The sequence below is a fragment of the Janthinobacterium sp. GW460-12-1-14-LB5 genome (assembly GCF_059423585.1).
Map to the genome: position 1 here is coordinate 81,597 of NZ_JBWKYD010000013.1, position 20,174 is coordinate 101,770.

The 20,174-nt window shown below is 65.5% G+C and carries 17 protein-coding genes; 11 read left to right on the top strand and 6 right to left on the bottom strand.

Going from position 1 to position 20,174, the window contains the following annotated elements; genetic code table 11:
- Window positions 1-276: 276 nt before the first annotated feature.
- Entirely contained in the window at window positions 277-3,147 is a 2,871-nt protein-coding gene (locus AC07X6_RS15155) for an insulinase family protein (RefSeq protein ID WP_494791498.1), read from the top strand.
- 28 nt (window positions 3,148-3,175) lie between these two features.
- Here the strand turns inward: AC07X6_RS15155 and AC07X6_RS15160 are convergent, their stop codons facing one another.
- A complete protein-coding gene (locus AC07X6_RS15160) occupies window positions 3,176-3,580 on the bottom strand; it encodes a VOC family protein (RefSeq protein ID WP_494791499.1) in 405 nt (134 codons plus the stop codon).
- A 57-nt stretch (window positions 3,581-3,637) separates the two neighbouring features.
- Complete coding sequence (locus AC07X6_RS15165) at window positions 3,638-4,528, bottom strand: helix-turn-helix domain-containing protein (protein ID WP_494791500.1); 891 nt, start codon at window positions 4,526-4,528, stop codon at window positions 3,638-3,640.
- A gap of 129 nt (window positions 4,529-4,657) precedes the next feature.
- On the opposite strand from AC07X6_RS15165, the gene AC07X6_RS15170 reads away from it, so the two are divergent.
- Together AC07X6_RS15170 and AC07X6_RS15175 are read left to right on the top strand one after the other, a co-directional pair.
- Window positions 4,658-5,701 (top strand): methyltransferase domain-containing protein, encoded by a 1,044-nt coding sequence (locus tag AC07X6_RS15170; RefSeq protein WP_230540063.1) that lies wholly within the window; start codon window positions 4,658-4,660, stop codon window positions 5,699-5,701.
- Window positions 5,702-5,818: 117 nt separating this feature from the next.
- Window positions 5,819-6,571 (top strand): SDR family oxidoreductase, encoded by a 753-nt coding sequence (locus AC07X6_RS15175; RefSeq protein WP_230540064.1) that lies wholly within the window; start codon window positions 5,819-5,821, stop codon window positions 6,569-6,571.
- Here AC07X6_RS15175 and AC07X6_RS15180 read toward each other — a convergent pair.
- Entirely contained in the window at window positions 6,568-7,467 is a 900-nt protein-coding gene (locus AC07X6_RS15180; RefSeq protein WP_474293757.1) for a LysR substrate-binding domain-containing protein, read from the bottom strand. The genes AC07X6_RS15175 and AC07X6_RS15180 overlap by 4 nt on opposite strands.
- A 112-nt stretch (window positions 7,468-7,579) precedes the next feature.
- Here AC07X6_RS15180 and AC07X6_RS15185 point away from each other — a divergent pair, with 112 nt between their 5' ends.
- Window positions 7,580-8,845 (top strand): MFS transporter, encoded by a 1,266-nt coding sequence (locus AC07X6_RS15185; RefSeq protein WP_494791501.1) that lies wholly within the window; start codon window positions 7,580-7,582, stop codon window positions 8,843-8,845.
- Here AC07X6_RS15185 and AC07X6_RS15190 read toward each other — a convergent pair.
- Window positions 8,842-9,501 carry a helix-turn-helix transcriptional regulator gene (locus AC07X6_RS15190; protein WP_494791502.1) on the bottom strand — a complete coding sequence of 220 codons (660 nt, stop codon included), beginning with the start codon at window positions 9,499-9,501 and terminating at the stop codon, window positions 8,842-8,844. The two genes, AC07X6_RS15185 and AC07X6_RS15190, sit on opposite strands and share 4 nt — an antisense overlap.
- 125 nt (window positions 9,502-9,626) lie before the next feature.
- Here AC07X6_RS15190 and AC07X6_RS15195 point away from each other — a divergent pair, with 125 nt between their 5' ends.
- From AC07X6_RS15195 to AC07X6_RS15215, 5 genes are read left to right on the top strand one after another with little or no spacing between them, the layout of a single operon-like run.
- Complete coding sequence (locus AC07X6_RS15195) at window positions 9,627-10,109, top strand: DUF2165 family protein (protein ID WP_494791503.1); 483 nt, start codon at window positions 9,627-9,629, stop codon at window positions 10,107-10,109.
- A gap of 56 nt (window positions 10,110-10,165) precedes the next feature.
- The gene (locus AC07X6_RS15200) at window positions 10,166-11,278 is read left to right on the top strand and encodes an efflux RND transporter periplasmic adaptor subunit (RefSeq protein WP_494791504.1); all 1,113 of its coding nucleotides are present in this window, start codon (window positions 10,166-10,168) and stop codon (window positions 11,276-11,278) included.
- Window positions 11,279-11,290: 12 nt separating this feature from the next.
- A complete protein-coding gene (locus AC07X6_RS15205; RefSeq protein WP_494791505.1) occupies window positions 11,291-14,389 on the top strand; it encodes a MexW/MexI family multidrug efflux RND transporter permease subunit in 3,099 nt (1,032 codons plus the stop codon).
- A complete protein-coding gene (locus tag AC07X6_RS15210; RefSeq protein WP_494791506.1) occupies window positions 14,386-15,774 on the top strand; it encodes an efflux transporter outer membrane subunit in 1,389 nt (462 codons plus the stop codon). The genes AC07X6_RS15205 and AC07X6_RS15210 overlap by 4 nt, the downstream gene beginning before the upstream one ends.
- A gap of 25 nt (window positions 15,775-15,799) precedes the next feature.
- Entirely contained in the window at window positions 15,800-16,375 is a 576-nt protein-coding gene (locus tag AC07X6_RS15215; protein WP_494791507.1) for a DUF1349 domain-containing protein, read from the top strand.
- 1 nt (window position 16,376) lies between these two features.
- Here the strand turns inward: AC07X6_RS15215 and AC07X6_RS15220 are convergent, their stop codons facing one another.
- Entirely contained in the window at window positions 16,377-16,775 is a 399-nt protein-coding gene (locus tag AC07X6_RS15220) for a DUF4440 domain-containing protein (RefSeq protein WP_494791508.1), read from the bottom strand.
- Window positions 16,772-18,193 carry an MFS transporter gene (locus tag AC07X6_RS15225; protein WP_494791509.1) on the bottom strand — a complete coding sequence of 474 codons (1,422 nt, stop codon included), beginning with the start codon at window positions 18,191-18,193 and terminating at the stop codon, window positions 16,772-16,774. Before AC07X6_RS15225 ends, AC07X6_RS15220 begins: the two co-directional genes overlap by 4 nt.
- Before the next feature lie 126 nt (window positions 18,194-18,319).
- Here AC07X6_RS15225 and AC07X6_RS15230 point away from each other — a divergent pair, with 126 nt between their 5' ends.
- Both AC07X6_RS15230 and AC07X6_RS15235 read left to right on the top strand, forming a co-directional pair.
- Window positions 18,320-19,222, top strand: a complete 903-nt coding sequence (locus AC07X6_RS15230) for a LysR family transcriptional regulator (RefSeq protein WP_494791510.1) — start codon at window positions 18,320-18,322, stop codon at window positions 19,220-19,222.
- Between the two features lie 115 nt (window positions 19,223-19,337).
- Complete coding sequence (locus AC07X6_RS15235; protein WP_494791511.1) at window positions 19,338-20,168, top strand: hypothetical protein; 831 nt, start codon at window positions 19,338-19,340, stop codon at window positions 20,166-20,168.
- Window positions 20,169-20,174: the final 6 nt, after the last annotated feature.

Genomic DNA, 20,174 nt, shown 5'->3' on the forward strand with positions numbered 1-20,174 from the left:
GCGGCCTTCGCTACAGTCTGGTAAAAAACGCATGGTACGCGAAGCGCCGATTCGCAGACGCCAGCCACCCTGAAATGGCAAATTTGGCAACACTGTGGCTTTTCCGGCCGCCGGCAAGTCCCCGTCGGCGGCGCACGAATACTCCTAGTACAATAGGGAAAAACTTCACACAGGCATCAAAGTGGCCGCCGGCCCTGGCAATACGCCGCTTTGCCCCCAGATGTGATGCACGTCCACCGACCATCCGAACCATCTACCGCAGAGATCCCATACCGCATGAGCACATTTGAAAAAGTCAGCAGCAACTTCATTCCAGTCTTGCAGGCAACCATCGAGCAATATGTCGAGCCAGCAACGGGCATGCGCCATATCCACATGCATACCGAGCAGGCTGAAATGGTGTTCCTGGTGGCCTTTCCCACTGTGCCGGAAGTGAGCGACGGGCGCGCCCACATTCTGGAACACCTGGCCTTGTGCGGCTCGGCCCGCTACCCGGTGCGCGACCCGTTCTTCTCGATGCTGCGCCGCTCGACGGCCACCTTCATGAATGCGATGACCTACCCGGACCGCACCGTGTACCCGTTCGCCAGCACCGACCGCAAGGATTTCTTCAACCTGCTCGACGTGTACCTGGACGCGGCCTTCTTCCCGAATCTCGATTACCTGAATTTCCGCCAGGAAGGCTGGCGCCACGCATTCGAAGGCGACAAGCTGGTGTACCAGGGCATCGTCTTCAATGAAATGAAGGGCGCCTTCAACAGCCCCATGCGCGCGCTCGACAGCGGCATCGCCAGCGCCTTGCTCAAGGGCACGACGTACGAAGTGGAATCGGGCGGCGATCCGCTGAATATCCCCGAGCTGACGCACGATATGCTGAAAGAATTCCACGCCAGCCACTATCACCCTTCGCAAGCCGTGATCATGACCTCCGGCAATATCGAAGCGTCGGCCGTGCAGGAACAAGTCGCCGAGCGCGTGCTGTCCAAGCTCAGCGGTTTCAGCCCGCGCCGCCTGCCGCAGCTGGCGCCCGCGTGGACGGCGCCGCAGGAAAATGTGGTGAAAATTCCGTCGCAGGAAGCGCGCGACGATGAATTCGGCCTGCAATTTGCCTGGCTGATGGGCGAGTCGAGCGACCCCATCGCCTACTACCACGCGCATTTGCTGTCGCACGGCTTGCTGGGCGAATCGTCGGCGCCCGTCATGCGCGCCATGGAATCGGCCGGCTATGGCCGCCCATCGGACATGAATGGCCGCGACGCGGGCATCCGCCAGATGGTGTTCCACATCGGCATGGAAGGCTTGACGCAGGAACAGATCGCCGATGCGCACCAGCGCATCTGGACGGCCCTGGAAGAAACGGCGGAAGAGGGCATTCCCGCCGCCGTGCTGCACGCGGCCTTGCGCGATATCAAATACAGCCAGCGCGAAATCAGCAGCGGCCGCATGCCTTACGGCTTGGGCCGTTTGCTGCACGCCTTGCCGCTGGCCATGTACGACGGCAACGTGATGGATGCCTTCGACAATGCGGCGATTTTGGAAACGCTGGAGCAGCAGATCGAAGACCCGGCCTTCTTCAAGCAGCTGGTGCGCGAACTGATCGCCAATCCTACCCGCTTGACGACGCACGTGGTGCCCGATGCCGCCTATTTCACGGACCGCGCCGCGCAGGAAGACGCCAGGCTTGCCGCCCTGCAGGCAAAGCTGACGGATGCCGAGCGCGAGCACATCGTCGCCGAGTCGGCCGCGCTGGAAGCGCATCAGCAACTGCCATCGAATTCGGAAGTGCTGCCGCGCATCCGCCCGGGCGACGTCAGCGCCGCGCCGCGCCCGGCGCTGCCGATTCCGCCCGCCGTCGACGGCGCCGTGGCGTTCAGTATTGCCTCGAACGGCATCAGCTATGCCAACGTGCTGTACGACGTGTCGAGCCTGCCGGAAGCGTCGTGGCCATGGCTGCGCCTGTACACGGACCTGGCGCCGGAACTGGGCGTGGGCGACATGTCGTTCGATGACGCCAGCGCCTGGCGCCAGAGCATGGTGCCCTCGTTCCACATCGGCCTGGAAGCCATTCCCCGCCCGCAACAAGCGATGCGCGTGGAATTGTCGTTCTCGGCCAGCGGCTTGCGCGAAGAACATGCAGCGATCGCCGCCGTGCTGTCGGCCTGGATCGCCAAGCCACGCTTCGATGAAGAAGAGCGCCTGGCTTTCCTGATCGAAAGCCTGGTGCAGGACAAATTGAGCAGCCTGGCCGAATCGGGCAACCGCTACGCCATGCTGGCCTCGGCGGCACCGCTGTCACCGACGCGCCGCTTCGACGACATCGTCGGCGGCCCGGCAGCCTTGCCGTTCTACCGCCGTTTGCAGCAGCTGAGCAAGACGTCCGAGGGCTTGCAGGAAATCGCGCGCGAACTCGACACCCTGCACGCGCACATCATCGCCCAGCCGCCGACCGTGCTGTGCGCTGGCCTGGAACAGGATGGCATCATCCTGGCCCGTTTGCTGGAATTGCCGGCCGCCAGCAAAGATGCGGCCGCGCCAGCCGTTGCCGCCGCACCTGCCGCCTTGCCGCTGGCCAACACGGCCCTGCATGCGACGAGCCAGATCAACCATTGCTTCGTGTCCTGGGCCGTGCCCGGCGTGCACAATCCGGACGCTGCCGCCCTGGCCGTGGCCGCCGAACTGATGACCAACCAGGTGCTGCATACGGCCCTGCGCGAAAAAGGCGGTGCGTATGGCGGCAGCGCCAGCTATGCGGCCGGCGCCGGCACGTTCACGCTGAGCTCCTACCGCGATCCGCGCCTGGCCGGCACGTTCGCCGACTTCGGCACGACGCTGGACCAGATCCTCGATGGCGATTTCTCGCAGGAACAAGTGGAAGAAGCCATCATCTGCGTCATCAAGGGCCTCGACAAGCCGCATTCGCCGTACGCGGAAGCGCTGACGGCGTGGAACATGCAGCAGCGGGGCACGACGGAAGCCGTGCGCCAGCAGTTCCGCACCGGCGTGCTAAATTGCACCTTGAGCCAGATCAAGGACGTGACGCGCACCTGGCTGAAAAACGGCCAGCAAAGCCGCGCCGCGTTTGCGGGCAACACGACGCAAGACCTGGCCGGGCTGGAAGTGGTCGATTTGCTGGCGCTGGCCAGCTAAGCACGCTGTACCGGATTCAATACCGCAACTATTGCGGTATTGAATTCGCTTCCATGTACATCAATTCCCATTGATGCCCATCGAGGTCCTGGAAACTGTGGCCATACATGAAGCCGAAATCGATCGGCTCCTTGTAGATGCTGCCGCCCGCCTGCACGGCTTTCGCCACCAGCTCATCGACTTCGCCCCGGCTCTCGGCCGACAAACACACGAGCACTTCCGTCGCCACCGTGGTATCGCACAGCTGCTTGGGCGTGAATTGCTTGAATTTGTCGTGCGTCAATAACATCACGAAGATATCGTCGGCGACGATCATGCACGTCGCCGTTTCATCCGTGAAATGGGCATTGAAACTGAAGCCCAGCGCCGTGAAAAACGCCACGGAACGTTCGAGCGACTGGACGGGCAGATTGACAAAGATTTTGCGGGCCATCATGTCTCCTTGTAGGTCGTATGAGTACATCGTGCCCGCCGATTCTACACCGGCTTTTTACCCGCCCGCGCGTCCCACGGTCTTCGGCGCGTAGCCGAAATGGCGGCTGAAGGCGGCGCTGAAATTGGCCGGATGCCGATAACCGGTCTGCCAGCCCGCCTGCGCCACCTGGCAACCATTTTCCAACAGTAACTTTGCCCGCTGCATGCGCAGCGCCAGCAGGGTGCGCTGGGGGCTGTCGTTGTAGCGGTAGCGCCATCCCTGCTTGAGCTTGAACAAGCTCAGGCCCGCCTGCGCACACAGGTAATCGAGCGTGAGTGCCTGCGCCATCTGCTCCTGCATCAGCGCGTGGACGCGCTCCAATTTGATGATGTCGGCCTCGGACCAGCGCGGCACAAGAACGGGCGCCGGCCGCAGTCCTCGCAACTGTTCCGCCAGGATACTCAGCACGCCGATATGCACGGCCAGCGGGTCCGTCGCGCGCAGCAGGGCGCGCGCGTGCTGGGCGACAGCTGCCGTGGTGGCCGCATGCGCCAGCTGGCGCGCGCCGCCGTGGGGCAGCAGGGATGCCAAGCCCTCGGGCCAGTAGCGCGCCAGCGCATCCTCGTCGACCAGCACGCGCAATTGCGCCGCCCGTTGCTGCGCCTCGAAACGGCGCTCGCCGCTGACGTGGTGAAACGCCGTCATCGTCGTGTGGCCGCCCTGGAAACGCAATTGCCCGCCATCGCGCGTGGCGTAGGCGGACGCGCCTTCCAGGCCGATGGTAATGACCATGCCGCCCGCGTCGTCATGCTGCGATTGCTCGACGAGCGCCAGGCGCGGGCGGTAATCGGAATGCACGAGCAGCACGCCCTGGTCGACTTGCCGCTGGTCGGCGCGGCACTCTTTCAACCCCGGGTCCAGCTGGCGCCGCACCCAGCCTGCCGCTGCCCTGTCCTGTTCCATCATCGCTCCTCCCCGTTTTCCCGCGCGCCGTCCCGCATACGAAAAACGCCGCCGCGCATACAAATGCAAATGATAATTATTCTCATTGTTACATAAAATGACGTTGATGCCCACTTCGCCGAAAGGAAGATCATGTCATTCGATACGCAACACGCTTTGCAGCCGTACTGGGACCTGGCCGTCGCCCCCGTCCAGGCCGATGGACTGGCCGCCGCCCTGGAACTGGGTATTTTCGAGGTGCTGGCCACGCCGCACACGGCGGCGCAACTGGCCGAGGCCCTGTCGCTGCATGCGCCGCACACGGCCCTGCTGCTGGAATTGCTCTGGAGCATGCAAGTGCTGCAGCGCGACGGGGCCGACGCGGGTGCAGATGCAAGCGATCAGCGCTACCGCTGCGCGGCGGCCACCGTGCAGTATTTCTGCCGCGACTCCGTGGCCTTTTGCGGCGACGCCTGGCTGTACCGGCTGCACGCGCTGCGCCATTTCGCCACGCAATTGCACACGCTGGTGCGCGACGGCGGAAAAGCGGCGCCGTACAGCACGGCGAGCGGGGTCAACTGGGCCGCCGCCGCGCAGCAGCAGATCGGCCAGGAGCAACGCGCCGTCACCATGCGCGCCGCCCTGTCCGTGATGCAGCGCATCGCGCCGTTTGCGGACGGCAACACGCCGCTGCGCCTGCTCGACGCGGGCGGCGGCCCGGGCTGGGTGGCCATTGCGCTGGCGCAAGCCCATGCGGGCGTGCAGGGCTGCGTTTTCGACTGGCCGGAAACGGTGGCCGTGGCGGCCGCGAACATCGCCCATGCGCAACTATCTGAGCGCCTGGAGACCCTGGGCGGCGACCTGGACTGCGACGACATCGGCAGCGGTTACGACCTCATCTGGTGCTCGTCCGTGCTGCATTTCGTGCCTGACATGGCGGCGGCCTTGCGCAAGATGCAGGCGGCATTAAAACCCGGTGGCGTGCTCGTCTGCGTGCAGGCGGAAATCGCCCCGGCAGCCGGCGACGCGGCGCGCGTGCTGCCGTATTACTTGCCGATGCGCATGCTGGGCCGCGCCGTCACGCGCCAGGGAGAACTGGCGCAGCTGCTGCGCGACACGGGCTGGCGGCAAGTGGAACAATACAGTGCCAGCGATTTCCCCATGGCGCCCGTGCAAGTGCTGATTGCTCGCGCCTAACAATTATCATTTAATAATTATCTTTTTTATAGCAAAAGGGGACGCAAATGCGCTAAGCTGTGCCGGCATTGATCGATGTCATCCGCAGCACTGTGCTGCCTTCACAGGGAACCCATCATGAGTCAAGCTATTGCAGGGAAAGTCGTCGTCATCACCGGTGCCAGCAGCGGCCTGGGCGAAGCCACCGCGCGCCATCTGGCCGCATTGGGCGCCTGCGTCGTACTCGGTGCGCGCCGCATGGATTTGCTCAATGCCATCGCCGAGGAAATCACGGCGGCCGGCGGCCAGGCCGCCATTGCCCGGACCGACGTCACCCGGCCCGAGGATCTGCAGCGCCTGGTCGAAACGGCCCTGGCCGTGTTCGGCAAAGTCGACGTGCTGATCAACAATGCGGGACTGATGGCCATCGCGCCGATGAGCGCCTTGAAAGTCGACGAGTGGAACAGCATGATCGATATCAACATCAAAGGCGTACTGAACGGCATCGCCGCCGTCCTGCCATATTTTCAGGCGCAAAACAGCGGCCACTTCATCAATATCTCGTCGGTGGCGGGACAAAAAGTCTTCAGCCCCGGCGGCACCGTCTACAGCGGCACCAAGTTTGCCGTCAGCGCCATTTCGGAAGGCTTGCGCCACGAGCTGGCGGCCAGCGGCGGCACCATCCGCACCACCGTCATTTTGCCAGGCGCCGTGGATACGGAGTTGAGCCAGGGCAGCAGCCACGCCGACAGCGCCAAGGCCGTCAAAGAGTTCTATCAGATCGCCATTCCCGCCGCGTCGGTGGCACGCGCCATCGCGTATGCGATCGAGCAGCCGGCCGACGTGGATATCAATGAAATCGTGCTGCGCCCGACGGCGCAGGCGTTTTAAGCGGCATCCTGTTGCAGCGACTCGATGATCAGGGCCGCCAGGCGCTCGACGGGCGGCCTGGACACGCTTGAGGCGCGCAGCAGTTCCAGCGACAGCGGGGGCAGGGCGGGCAAGCCTGCTTCCACGTGATCGAGCGCGCGCACGGTCGAGGGCAAGCCCAGGCCCGTGCGCACCGTCACGCCCAACCCGGCGGCGGCCGCCGCCCATAGTCCCGCCAGGCTGGGACTGGTAAACGCTGTGCGCCAGGCGATGCCGGCCCCATCGAGCGCCTGCGTGGCGCAGCGCTGGAACAGGCATTCGCGGTCGAACGTAATGAGCGGCAACGGCTCGCCCGACCCGGGCCGCCAGGCCAGGCTGGACGAGGCGATCCAGCGCATGGACGGTTGGGCAATATGCTGGCGCTGCAGCGGCGGATAGGCGGCCACGTCGGCGATGCAGGCGCCGCCCCACAGCAGGGCCAGGTCCAGCTGGCCCATGGCCAGCCCTTCCATCAGGGCCGTGTTGCGCGCCACGTGCGCTTCGATGCGCACTTTCGGATGCGCGCGGGCAAAACGCCCCAGCACGTCGGGCAGCAAGGCTTCGCCAAAATCTTCCTGCAAGCCGAGCCTGATCCAGCCTTCCAGTTCCGCGCCGCGCAAGGCAACGGCCGCCTCGTCATTGAGTTCCAGCAACCGGCGCGCATAGCCGAGCAGCACTTCGCCGGCCGGCGTCAGCGCCAGCCCCCGGCCATCCTTGCGGAACAGGGGCATGCCCGCCTGCTCCTCGAGTTTTTTCAGCTGCGCGCTGACGGCCGAGGTGGAGCGGCCCACCTTGTCGGCCGCGCGGGCAAAGCTGCCCAGCTCGATGCCGGCCACATAGCTGCGCAAGAAGGCGATGTCGAAATTGAGCTGGTGCATGGCGTGATGTTAATCGTCCTGTTTTATGGGATGGTTCAGCGTAAATTATCTGATATTCAGAATGATCGTAGCGCGCCACACTGCCAGGGTCAACCACTATCCTCTCCCTGCCATGACTACCAGCTGCCAAGCCATTCCTGTTCCTGTCCCCGTCACCGCGCCCGCGCCGGGCGACGCCCACCGCTGGAAAGTGCTGGCCGTCGGCGTGGCGGCCAACGCCAGTTTTTCCGCCGCCGCCAACGGCATGCCCACGACGGCCATCTGGCTGCGCAGCGGCTATCACCTGAGCAATACCGAACTGGGCGTGGCGCTGGGCGCCATGGGCCTGGGCGTGGCCCTGACCGAATTGCCATGGGGCATGGCCACCGACCGCTGGGGCGACCGGCCCGTGCTGCTGACGGGCTTGCTGGGCACCATGCTGGCGCTGCTGGTCCTGCTGCTGTGGATGACGCCCGCTGGCGGGTCCGTGCCGCCGTTATGGGCGCTGGCGGCCGGGCTGGCGGCAGTCGGCGTGCTGGGCGGCAGCGTGAACGGCGCCAGCGGCCGCGCCGTGATGCGCTGGTTCGGCGCGGGCGAACGGGGTTTCGCCATGAGCATCCGCCAGACGGCCGTGCCGCTGGGCGGCGGCCTCGGCGCCCTGATTTTGCCCAGCCTGGCATCGCGCTACGGCTTTGTCCCCGTGTTTGGCGCCCTGGCCCTCGTATGCGGCCTGTCGGCGTTTTTGACGTGGCGCTGGATGCATGAGCCCGATTTCTCTGCCGAGGCCGCCACGGGGCCGCAGAACGCGCTGACGAGCCTGTTTGAGGTCAAGCCGCCACCGCCGTTGCAGAATCGCAAGGTCTGGCGCATGGTGGCCGCCATCGGCTTGCTGTGCGTGCCGCAGTTTGCCGTGCTCAGCTATGCCACCGTGTTCCTGCACGACCATGGCCGCCTGGGCCTGGCGGCCATCACGGCCGTGATGGTGGCCCTGCAAATGGGTGCCATGGTGATGCGCATCTGGAGCGGACGCCACACGGACCGCCACGCGAACCGGCCGAGCTACCTGCGCGGCTCGGCCCTGGTGGCGCTGGCGTCATTCATTTTGCTGGGATGCATCGCCTGGCTGCCGGCGCCGGGCTGGCTGCTGATGGCCTCCGTGGTGCTCGCCGGCATCGCCGTGTCCGCCTGGCATGGCGTGGCCTACACGGAACTGGCGACCCGCGCTGGCGCCGCCAATGCGGGCACGGCCCTGGGCATGGCGAACACGGCCGTCTACGTGGGGCTGTTCCTCACGCCGGTCACCCTGCCGCACGTGCTGGCGGCCAGCAGCTGGCCCGTCGTGTGGTGGCTGGCGGGGCTGGTGGCGCTGCTGACCTGGCCGCTGTTTCCGAAGGATTAGGACAGCACCGTGATCCGATAGACGCAGCGCATCGCATTGGCCAGCACGTGCTGTTCGCGCACGATGCTGGCGCTTGGCCCCACCACTTCCTGGAACAGCTGCAGTTCGGAGCGGCAAAAGCCCTGGCAGGTGCGCGCGGCGGCGCAGATGGGGCAGTGGTCTTCGATCAGCAGCCAGTCGTCGCCATCCGCTTCCACGCGCGCCATATAGCCCTCTTCATCACGCACGGCGGCCAGCTGCCGCAAGCGCGTGGGCAAGTCCGGCGCCGAGCATGCGAGCGCATACGCGCTGCGGCTTTCCTCTTCGCGCTGCGTGATCAATTTGTCCAGTCCCGCTTCGCCGAACAGCTGGCGCACCGAGCCGATCAGCTTGATCGTCAGCTGCGCATGCGTGTCGGGAAAGCGCGCATTGCCCGCTTCCGTCAAGACCCAGTTCTGGCGCGGCCGTCCGGCACCCGCCTGCGCTTCCTGGCGCCCCTCGATCAGGCCCGCCGCCACCAGCTTTTGCACTTGCTGGCGCGCCGCCTCGCCCGTCATGTCCAGGGTCTTGGCCAGGGTCGCCGTGGAGACGGGTCCCTTGGTCTTGATGAAATACAGGATGCGCTCCGTCGTTTGCGGCGCCTCGCTATTATCCAAACGTTTACTTGTGTAATTCATTTCGCTCAACTATCATGGGGCCAGTTAACCAACTAATTGCTTGCATAATAGGCCGGTAGCTCCCCGCTGTCGAGGAGTTTCCACGTCCGCATGCTGGCAAGGTACTCTTTTGACAGGATTTTCCCATGCAACTGTCTCACTCGATCTGGCTGTTTCACGCCATCCTCGCCACCGGCCTGGCCGCCTGGCTGACTTTGGCCGCCATCAACAACCTGCACGCCTTCCACGGCTCCGTCTGGGCCATCGGCAACACCATGCGCATGGACCCGCTGCGCCAGGACCCCACCATCCAGACGCCGCTGCTGCGCCGCGCCCTCACTTCCCTGCTGCTGCACCGCCTGGCCTTGTTCACGGTGCTGGCGCTGCAACTGCTGGCCGCCATCGCCGCCTGGACGGGCGTGGCGCTGTTGTTCGGCGGCGGCCTGGCCGCCGGCTTGCCCTGGCTGAACCTGGCCTTGTGCGCCATGGCCGCCTTTTTGCTGCTGATGCACCTGGGCGGCCTGTGGTTCGGCTACTGGATCGCGCAGGAAGGCTTGCAGACGACGCACCTGGTGCTGCTGCTGTGGACCATAGCCCTGTTTGTACTCTTCAACGCGCAGCGGACCTGACCAGCCTCCGCTGCGCCTCTTCTTTTTTCCCTTTTACTGCTGTAAAGGACTTCATCATGAACACGAAAATCGTCGGCGCCTCCGCGCTGGCCATCACCCTGGCCGTCGCGGGCGCCGCGCTGTATCCGCGCGCTGCATCACAAGCCGCTACGCATGCGGCCGATGCCGCCGCCTACCCCGCCACCAAGGTGGCGCTGGTGCCCGTCGTGCTGGGCACGCAAGAACGGTTTTTTGCCGGCGTGGGCGAACTGGAAGCGGCGCGGCAAGTACAGGTGGCGGCCGAAACGGGCGGCCGGATCACGCAGATCCGCTTCGAATCGGGCCAGCAGGTGGCCGCTGGCGCCGTGCTGGTACAGCTCAATGACGCCCAAGAACAGGCAATGCTGCTGCGCCAGCGCGCGCAGCTGAAAAACGCGGAAAGCAGCCATGCCCGCACGGCGCAGATGGTCAAGGACAAGGCGGCCACGCAGGAGCAGCTCGACACTGCCCTGGCCGCGCGCGACGCGGCCCTGGGCGACGTGCGCCAGACGGAGGCGCTGATCGCGCAAAAGACCATCCGCGCGCCGTTCGCGGGGCAGCTGGGCATCCGCAAGGTACACGCGGGGCAATACCTGAACGCGGCCGACACGGTGGCCAGCCTGATCGACACGAAATCCTTGCTGGTGAACTTCGCCCTCGATGAACAGAGCAGTGCCAAGCTGGCGCCGGGCCAGGCCGTGCAAGTGCTGGTGGACGCGTATCCTGGCGACGTTTTTACGGCGAAGATCAATGCCATCGACCCGCTGATCGCCCGCTCGCGCATGGTGCAGGTGCAGGCGGCGCTGACCAATCCGCGCGGCGCCCTGAAAGCGGGCATGTACGCGAACGTGCGGGTAGCCCGCGAGGCCGGGCAGCAGCTGACGGTGCCGGAAACGGCCGTGACTTACAGCGCGTATGGCGACACGGTGTTTGTGGCGCAGCAGGAGGGCAAGCAGCCGCTGACCGTCAAGCGCGTGGGCGTGAAACTGGGCGAGCGGGCGGGGGGCCGCGTGGCCATTATCGACGGCTTGCGCGAAGGGCAGCGCGTGGTCGCCTCGGGCCAGCTGAAACTGGCCGACGGCATGGCCGTGCAAGCCGTGGCCAATACCCTGGACGAGGCGAAACGCGCCGCGCCCAAGGCCGGCTCGTAAAAGGAGCACACGATGAAATTTACCGATCTATTTGTACGCCGCCCCGTGCTGGCGCTGGTGATCAGCACCTTGATTCTGATGCTGGGCGTGATCGCCATCCTGCAGCTGCCGATCCGCCAGTATCCGATGCTCGAATCATCGACCATCACCGTGAAAACCACGTATCCGGGCGCCTCGGCGGAACTGATGCAGGGGTTTGTCACGCAGCCGATTGCGCAAGCCGTGTCGTCGGTGGAAGGCATCGATTACCTGACATCGTCGTCGGTGCAGGGCAGCAGCACGGTCACCGTGCGTATGGAACTGAACCGCGATTCCACGCAAGCGTTGACGGAAGTCATGGCCAAGGTCAACCAGGTGCGCTATAAATTGCCTGAAGGCGCTTTTGACCCCGTGATCGAGCGTTCGGCCGGCGATTCCTCGGCCGTCGCCTACGTGGGCTTTGCCAGCGAGAGCGTCTCGGCGCCCGCGCTGACCGATTACCTGGCGCGCGTGGTGCAGCCGATGTTCGCCACCATCGACGGCGTGGCCAAGGTCGACGTGTATGGCGGCCAGCAGCTGGCCATGCGTTTGTGGATCGACCCGGCGAAACTGGCGGCGCGCGGCCTGACGGCGGCCGACGTGGCCGACGCCGTGCGGCGCAACAACTACCAGGCGGCACCGGGCAAGGTGAAGGGGCAGTTCGTCGTCTCCAACATCAGCGTCAACACGGACCTGACCAGCGTGGAACAATTCCGCGACATGGTCATCACCAAGGGCGGCGATGCAAAGGACGGCGCGGCCCTCGTGCGGCTGAAGGACGTGGGCACGGTGGAACTGGGCGCGGCCGCCACGGAAACGAGCGGCATCATGGATGGCGTGCCGGCCGTGTACCTTGGCCTGTCGCCCACGCCGGGCGGCAACCCGCTGGTGATCGTCGACGGCATCAAAAAACTGCTGCCCGAGATCCAGAAAACCCTGCCGCCGGGCGTGAAAGTGGAGCTGGCGTTCGAGACGGCGCGCTTCATCCAGTCGTCCATCGAGGAGGTGGCGCACACCTTGCTCGAAGCATTACTCATCGTCGTCATCGTCATCTATCTGTGCATGGGTTCCCTGCGCTCCGTGCTGATTCCCGTCGTGACGATACCGCTGTCGATGCTGGGCGCGGCGGCGCTGATGCTGGCCTTCGGCTTCAGCATCAATCTGCTCACTTTGCTGGCGATGGTGCTGGCCGTGGGACTGGTGGTCGACGACGCCATCGTCGTGGTGGAAAACGTGCACCGGCATATCGAGGAAGGCAAGACGCCCGTGGCGGCCGCGCTGGTCGGTGCGCGCGAAGTGGCCGGCCCCGTGATCGCCATGACGATCACGCTGGCGGCCGTGTATGCGCCGATCGGCATGATGGGGGGTCTCACGGGCGCGCTGTTCAAGGAATTCGCGCTGACCCTGGCCGGCGCCGTGGTGGTGTCGGGCGTGGTGGCGCTGACCTTGTCGCCCGTGATGAGCTCATTGCTGCTGCAGCCGAAACAGTCGGAAGGGCGCATGGCGCGCGCCGCCGAGCATTTCTTCGAGGGTTTAACCTCGCGCTATGCGCGCCTGCTGGACCGCTCCTTGCACCACCGCTGGCTGAGCGCCGGTTTCGCCGCGCTGGTGATGGTGAGTCTGCCGTTTTTGTACCTGCTGCCGCAGCGCGAACTGGCGCCGGCGGAAGACCAGGCCAGCGTCTTGACGGCGATCAAGGCGCCGCAGCACGCCAACCTCGATTACGTCGAACGTTTTTCCTACAAGCTCGATGACATCTACAAGAACATCCCCGAAACGGATTCGCGCTGGATCATCAACGGCGGCGAAGGTCCGGCGTCGAGCATCGGCGGCATCAACCTGACGCCGTGGGCCGAACGCGCGCGCAACGCGGCCGTCATCCAGGCCGAACTCCAGCACGCCGTGGGCGACGTGGAAGGCACCAGCATCTTCGCCTTCCAGCTGGCGCCCCTGCCAGGATCGAGCGGCGGCTTGCCCGTGCAGATGGTCTTGCGCAGCGCGCAGGATTACGCCACCCTGTTCCGCACCATGGAAGACGTCAAGCAGCGCGCGCGCGACAGCGGCCTGTTTGCCGTCGTCGACAGCGACCTCGATTACAACAACCCCGTGGTCAAAGTGCGCGTGGACCGCTCGAAAGCCAACAGCCTGGGCATCCGCATGCAGGACATCGGCGAATCGCTGGCCGTGCTGGTGGGCGAGAATTATCTGAACCGCTTCGGCATGGATGGCCGCGCCTATGACGTCATCGCGCAAAGCCCGCGCGAACAGCGACTCACGGCGCAAGCCCTGACGCAGCAGTACGTGCGCGCCGACGATGGCAGCCTGCTGCCGCTGTCCGCCGTCGTCTCGGTAACGGAACAGATCGAGCCGAACATGCTGACGCAGTTCAACCAGCAGAATGCGGCCACCTTCCAGGGCGTGCCGGCGCCGGGCGTGACCCTGGGCGACGCCGTCGCCTTCCTCGATGGCGTGGCCAAGACCCTGCCGCCCGGCTTCAGCTACGACTGGCAATCGGACGCGCGCCAGTTCGCCACGGAGGGCAATGCCCTGCTGCTGGCCTTCCTGGCGGCCGTCGTCGTCATCTACCTGGTGCTGGCGGCGCAGTACGAAAGCCTGACGGACCCTTTGATCATCCTGATCACGGTACCGCTGTCGATTTGCGGCGCACTGATTCCGCTGGCGCTGGGCTACGCCACCGTCAACATCTACACGCAAATCGGCCTCGTGACCCTGATCGGCTTGATCAGCAAGCACGGCATCCTGATGGTGGAGTTTGCCAACGAATTGCAGGTGCATGAACGGCTCGACCGCATCACGGCCATCCGCAAGGCGGCGCAGATCCGCTTGCGCCCGATTCTGATGACGACGGCCGCCATGGTGGTGGGCCTGGTGCCGCTGCTGTTCGCCTCGGGCGCGGGCGCCAACAGCCGCTTCGGCCTCGGTGTGGTGATCGTCTCGGGCATGTTGATCGGCACCTTCTTTACCCTGTTCGTGCTGCCCACCGTGTACACCTTTCTGGCCCGCCGCCACACGGCCGACCATGCCACGCCGCGCGCCCGCGATTTGTCGCAGGCGCTGAAGGAATCCCCATGAAAAATTACCGCTATCTCGTCGTCCTTTTCCCCGTGCTGGCCGGCTGCGCCGTCAGCCCCGCTTATGTCACGCCGGGCACGCCCGCCATCGCCCTGGCCAGCCCCCAGCAAGCGCAGTTTGCGCCAGCTCAAACGGCGGCCAAGGATGCCGCCTGGTGGACGTTTTTCGACGATGCGCGGCTGTCGCAGCTGATCGCCAGCGCCCTCGAACACAACCTTGATATCGCGCAAGCGCAAGCGAATCTGCTGGCCGCGCGCGCCATCTTCGACGAGCGCCGCCTCGATGAACTACCTGCCGTCACGGGCCAGGCTGGGTGGCAGCGCACGGTGCAGCAAGACACTCCCGGTAGCCGCGCCGCCAGCACGAATACGCGCGTGGGATTCGACGCGCAATGGGAGATCGACCTGTTCGGCCGCCTGGCGCATATTTCCCGCTCGGCGCAGGCGCGCGCCGACGCCGCGCAGGCGGACTTGCGGCAAGTGCAGCTGACGATCGCCGCCGAGGTGGCGCGCAATTACTACGAGGCGCTGGGCTACCAGCAAAACCTGGCGCTGACGCAGGCGCAGATACAGAGCTGGCGCGATACGGTGGCATTGACCGACGCGCGCATCCGCGCCGGCAGCGGCTTGCCGGAAGAACGCCACAACGCGCTGGCCAACCTGGCGCGCAGCGAGGCGGCCTTGCCGCCCCTGCAGGCGGGGTTACGGCAGGCGCAGTACCGGCTCGATGTGCTGAGCGGGCAAGCGCCTGGCGCCATCGCGCTGGCGACCACACCGCGCCAGCAGGCGCCGCTGGCGGGCCAGCTGCCCCTCGGTGACGTGAACCGGCTGATCAAGCAGCGGCCCGACGTGGTGCGCGCCGAGCGCCTGCTGGCCGCCTCCAGCGAAGACGTGGGTGCCGCCACGGCCGACCTGTATCCGCGCCTGAGCCTGGGCGGCTTTTTAGGCTTCTTCGCCCTGCGCGGCAGCGGTGTGTTCGACGGCGGCGCGCGCGCCTTTGAGGTGGCTCCCTCCGTCAGCTATCCGGCCTTCCGCCTGGGCAGCGTGAAGGCGCGCTTGCGCGGCACCCAGGCCGAGGCGCAGGGCGCGCTGGCGCGCTATGAGCAGACGATGTTATTGGCGCAGGAAGACGTGGAAAATGCCGTCACGCAGCTGGCGGAAAACCAGACGCGCTTGGCCTCCCTGCTGGAATCGGCGCGCCATGGCAACGCGGCCCTCGGCATCGCCACGACGCGCTACCAGGGCGGTGCCGGCAGCTATCAGGCCGTGCTGGAAAACCAGCGCGCCTTGTTCGATATCCGGCGCGAAGCGCTGCAGGCGGAAACGGCGTCCTACATCGATGCGATCGCCCTGTACAAGGCGCTGGGATGGGGGCAAACTATGTAGCATTTTTCGATCAGGAGGAAATGCGATGTTCACGCAAGGCAGCTGGCACAATCCACCGGAAAACTGGTCCGCCGACGGCGCGCAATTGCGCGTGACGACGGATGCGAACACGGATTTCTGGCGCAAGACCTCGTATGGTTTTATCCGCGACAGCGGCCACTTTTTCGGCACGGAAGTCGACGGCGATTTCACGGCGCAGCTGCACGTGGCGGCGCAGTATTCCGCGCTGTATGACCAGGCCGGCATGATGGTGCGCATCGACGAGCAGAACTGGATCAAATGCGGCGTCGAATTTTCCGACGGCCAGCTGTTATTGAGCTCCGTATTGACGCAGGACAAATCCGACTGGGCCGTCAGCATCGCCCCGGCCATGCCCGATGGTTTCTGGCTGCGCGTGACGGTGGCGCAAGGCGTGATCCGCGTCCAGTATTCGACCGATGGCCAGCGCTGGCCGCTGCTGCGCCTGGCGCCATTTCCCGAGGCCGGCAGCTACCGCGTCGGACCCATGTGCTGCACGCCGGAACGGGGTGGCCTGGAGGTGGCGTTTTCCCGGTTTTCCATCGCTCCGGCGCAGCAAAAAGGCTTGCATGATTTGAGTTAAATTAAACCACCCACGTTTCGTGCAGATGGCGCCACAGCAGGCTGCCATCCGGTGTTTTGTCATACACGACGGTCGACAACCGCTCGGTGTTTTCTGCGCCGGGCATGGCTTGGAACTCGCGGTAAGAGACGGTAGCGCCGGCAGCGCTTTCCTGTATCAGAACGAGATCCGAAATGCGCATCTGCAAGCCCGGACGGCTGCCGCCGGCGGCGCGGAAAAACGCCGCCAGGCCGGCGCCATCGAGCTGCTTGCCGCACGGCGCCACCATCGTGAAACCGGGCGAAAAACGCGCGAGCAAACCGGCGCAATGTTCGGGTGCCGTGGCTTCGCCGGCGAGCCACTCGCGGATCAGCACATGCGTGGATAAGACGTCGTCAAAATAAGGATTTGTAGCGTTCATTTTTTGCTTGCTCCATGGTGATGTAAAAGGTCGAGAACGGCGCGGTTGTCGATGCGCAGGCACAGCGCCAGCGGCAGCACGCACGAGACGGCGGCCAGGGCAAAACACCAGTGAAACACCTGTGCCGCGCGCGCATGCTGGGCGGGGTCGTCCAGCGTCGAAATTCCCTGCGCCGCCAGCAAGCCGTTGAGCAGTACGCTCAGCAGCGCCACGCCCAGGCAAAAGCCCAGCTGGCGGTTGATATTCCACACGGCGCTGGCCTGGCTCAGCTGCCCATCCGGCGTGCGCAAAAACGCCGTGCTTTGCGCCGTGCTGCTGCACAAGCCGCCGCCAAAACCCATGACGGCATACGCGCCGGCCAGCCAGAACAATTGACCCGCCGAGTCCACCCGCAGCAGCATCAGCATGCCCGCCGCCTGCAGCAGCGCGCCAGCGATGAACAGCGGCTGCGGCCCCACGCGGCGATAGCTTTTGCCCGTGAGCGAAATGGCGCCAAACGAGGCCAGCGCCCACGGCAGCATCAGCGCGCCCGCCGTCGATGCCGGCATGCCCAGCACGCCCTGCAAATACAGCATGGCCAGCAGGCTCACGCCCATGAAGATGCCCGGCACCAGCAGATACATCAGCATGGCAATGCGCAGCAGCGGCTCGGCGGCCAGGCGCAGGTTGAGCAGCGGCGTGGACTTGCGCAGCGCGCCGCGCACATAGCCCCAGGCGCAGGCGGCGCCCAGCGCCAGCACGCCGGCGCCGGCCAGCAGCTCGCCCGGCGTGCCGAGCATGGTCAAGCCAAGCAACAGCAGCAAAATCGCCGTGCTGCCCGCCAGCAGGCCGCCCACGTCGAGGCGGGGGACGGCCGCGCGCGGTGCGTCGGGACGCAGCCAGCAGGCGGCCAGCAACAGCGCCAGCGCCGCGAACGGCACGTTCAAGTAAAAAATCCAGCGCCACGACAGGCTGTCGACGATGACGCCGCCCAGCGCGGGCGACAGGGCCGGCGCCAGCAAGCCCACCAGCATGATGACGGAGGACAGGCCAGGACGCTCGGCAGGCTGATACAGCTGGTAGGTCATGCTTTGCCCCAGCGGGATCAGCAAGCCGCCACCGAGGCCCTGCACGCAGCGCCAGGCGATCAGCGCCTCGATCGACGGCGCCAGGCCGGCGCCGATGCTCGCGCATAAAAAAGTTAGCAACGATGCCATGAACACGGTTTTGCTGCCATAATAGGCAGCCAGCCAGGCGCTGGCGGGGATGACGATGGTCAAGCCGAGGATGTAGGCGGTGCTGATCCAGGCCAGCTGCGCCACCGAGGCGTGCAGGGCATGGCCGATGTCGGGGTAGGCGACGCTGGTGATGAACATGTTGATCAGGTCGACGAAAAAACCCAGCAGATAGATGGCCGCCACCTTTTTGCGATAGTCCATGGTGCTCCGAATGGCAAACGGCCAGCTTAAGCTTTCATCGCCATTTGCGTAACGGGCCAGCCCCGATTACACTGTCAAATAAAATTTGACAAACCTCCGACACCCGCATGTTTACTTACTCTTATCATGATCAGTCTTGACCGCCTGGGTATTTTCATCGCCATCGTCGACGCCGGTTCGCTGACGGCGGCCGCCGCCGTGCTGGGCCAGAGCAAGGCCGTCGTCAGTTTTAATTTGAAACAGCTGGAGGCGGAGCTGGGCGTGTCGCTGCTCACGCGCAGCACGCGCAGTCTGGCGCTGACGGACGTGGGGCGGCGCTTTTACGAGGATTGCCAGCGCGTGCTCAGCGAAGCCCACGGCGCCATCGAGACGGCGCGCCAGGGCCAGCAAGGCTTGCGCGGCACCCTGCGCCTGACCACCACCGTCGAATACGGAAGCCGCACGGTGATTCCCGCGCTGATCGCCTTCGCCGCCGCCCACCCGCAGCTGCAGATCCAGCATTCGTCGTCGTCTTCGCACGAAGACCTGATCTCGGGCCGCTACGACCTGGCCATCCGCATGGGTTCCCTCAACGATTCGAGCTACCGCGCCGCGCTGATCGAGCCGTATGCCATCTGGCCCGTCGCCTCGCCCGCCTACCTGGCCAGCCTGCCCGGCAGGGACATCGCCACCTTGGACGACTTGCAGCGCGCGCGCTGGCTGGCGCACAGCCGCCTGGCCTCGCCGCTGCGCTGGGACGTGCACACGCCCGACGGCCCGGCCGCCTTTGCCGCGCAGGACGACGCCGCCATCCATTCCGACTCCGCCTCGGCCCTGCTGGGCTTTGCGCTGGGCGGCTGCGGCGTGGCCCTGCTGCCGCAGTGGCTGGTGGAAGGGGAGGTGCGCGCGGGACGCCTGCGCCGCCTGCTGCCCGGCGTCGTCTTCCCGGAGCAGGGCGTGTATGCCGTGTATCCGAACACCCAGCATATTGCGGAAAAGGTGCGCGCCTTTATCGACTTTTTGCGCGCGTTCGTGGGAACGCCGGGCTGAGGTTTCACTTCGTCAATACTTGATAAACACAACGATTTCCAAGGGGCAAACGGGCGCCCCTTTCGGTGTGCGCGGCCTACACTGAAAGGACGTTGTTCATCGAATGGAGACCATCATGGCACATACATTGGCAGCAGTTTTCGCCGTGCGCGACATGGCCGAGCGCGCCCGGCACGACCTGATCACGGCGGGCTTCCCCGGCGCCAGCATCCGCCTGCACGATGCGGGGAGCGACGACTTTTCCGCCACGGAAAATATCCGCCGCGACGACAGCGACAGCCTGCTCGACAGCATCAAGCATTTCTTTACGGACCTGTTCGGCAGCCATGCCGACCGCCACATCTATGCGGAAGCCGTGCGGCGCGGGCATGTCGTGCTGACGCTGGAGGGAGCGAGCGACGCCGATCTCCAGCGCGCCACCGACCTCGTCGAACGCTACGCACCGCTCGACATCGATGCGCATGCCGAGCACTGGCGCGCCGGCGGCTGGCAAGGCGCGCCGCAAGATGACAGCGCGCGGCGTCAGGGCGCCAGCATGCAGTCAAGCGCCCCATCGCAGCAGGGCACGCCCAGCGGCAACCTGAACGAAGCGGCGGCCGTATCGCAGCAATTTGCGGGCGGCATGGCCCCGCCGCCTTCCGGCACGGGCGCCAACGTGCGCCGCTATCCAGGCGCGGAGAACCTGCCCGGCACCAGCTACGACGACGAGCAGTACTACCGCAGCCACTGGAGCACCACCTATGTCGCCACCGGCGCGCGCTTCGAGGACTACGATCCCGCCTACCGCTATGGCCATTCGATGGCCAACAGCGACAGCTACCGGGGCCGCCCATGGGACGAGGTGGAAGCGGACCTGCGTTCCACGTGGGAGCACACGTATCCCCAGTCGGCGTGGGACAACTTCAAGGCGGCCATCAAGCATGGCTGGGAACGCGTGACGTCCTGACGCGCG

What these genes read in the sequence shown, in the direction of transcription:
- AC07X6_RS15155 (WP_494791498.1), top strand. Translation starts at nt 277, where the DNA reads ATGAGCACATTTGAAAAAGTCAGCAGCAACTTCATTCCAGTCTTGCAG.
- AC07X6_RS15160 (WP_494791499.1), bottom strand. Translation starts at nt 3,580, where the DNA reads ATGGCCCGCAAAATCTTTGTCAATCTGCCCGTCCAGTCGCTCGAACGT.
- AC07X6_RS15165 (WP_494791500.1), bottom strand. Translation starts at nt 4,528, where the DNA reads ATGATGGAACAGGACAGGGCAGCGGCAGGCTGGGTGCGGCGCCAGCTG.
- AC07X6_RS15170 (WP_230540063.1), top strand. Translation starts at nt 4,658, where the DNA reads ATGTCATTCGATACGCAACACGCTTTGCAGCCGTACTGGGACCTGGCC.
- AC07X6_RS15175 (WP_230540064.1), top strand. Translation starts at nt 5,819, where the DNA reads ATGAGTCAAGCTATTGCAGGGAAAGTCGTCGTCATCACCGGTGCCAGC.
- AC07X6_RS15180 (WP_474293757.1), bottom strand. Translation starts at nt 7,467, where the DNA reads ATGCACCAGCTCAATTTCGACATCGCCTTCTTGCGCAGCTATGTGGCC.
- AC07X6_RS15185 (WP_494791501.1), top strand. Translation starts at nt 7,580, where the DNA reads ATGACTACCAGCTGCCAAGCCATTCCTGTTCCTGTCCCCGTCACCGCG.
- AC07X6_RS15190 (WP_494791502.1), bottom strand. Translation starts at nt 9,501, where the DNA reads ATGAATTACACAAGTAAACGTTTGGATAATAGCGAGGCGCCGCAAACG.
- AC07X6_RS15195 (WP_494791503.1), top strand. Translation starts at nt 9,627, where the DNA reads ATGCAACTGTCTCACTCGATCTGGCTGTTTCACGCCATCCTCGCCACC.
- AC07X6_RS15200 (WP_494791504.1), top strand. Translation starts at nt 10,166, where the DNA reads ATGAACACGAAAATCGTCGGCGCCTCCGCGCTGGCCATCACCCTGGCC.
- AC07X6_RS15205 (WP_494791505.1), top strand. Translation starts at nt 11,291, where the DNA reads ATGAAATTTACCGATCTATTTGTACGCCGCCCCGTGCTGGCGCTGGTG.
- AC07X6_RS15210 (WP_494791506.1), top strand. Translation starts at nt 14,386, where the DNA reads ATGAAAAATTACCGCTATCTCGTCGTCCTTTTCCCCGTGCTGGCCGGC.
- AC07X6_RS15215 (WP_494791507.1), top strand. Translation starts at nt 15,800, where the DNA reads ATGTTCACGCAAGGCAGCTGGCACAATCCACCGGAAAACTGGTCCGCC.
- AC07X6_RS15220 (WP_494791508.1), bottom strand. Translation starts at nt 16,775, where the DNA reads ATGAACGCTACAAATCCTTATTTTGACGACGTCTTATCCACGCATGTG.
- AC07X6_RS15225 (WP_494791509.1), bottom strand. Translation starts at nt 18,193, where the DNA reads ATGGACTATCGCAAAAAGGTGGCGGCCATCTATCTGCTGGGTTTTTTC.
- AC07X6_RS15230 (WP_494791510.1), top strand. Translation starts at nt 18,320, where the DNA reads ATGATCAGTCTTGACCGCCTGGGTATTTTCATCGCCATCGTCGACGCC.
- AC07X6_RS15235 (WP_494791511.1), top strand. Translation starts at nt 19,338, where the DNA reads ATGGCACATACATTGGCAGCAGTTTTCGCCGTGCGCGACATGGCCGAG.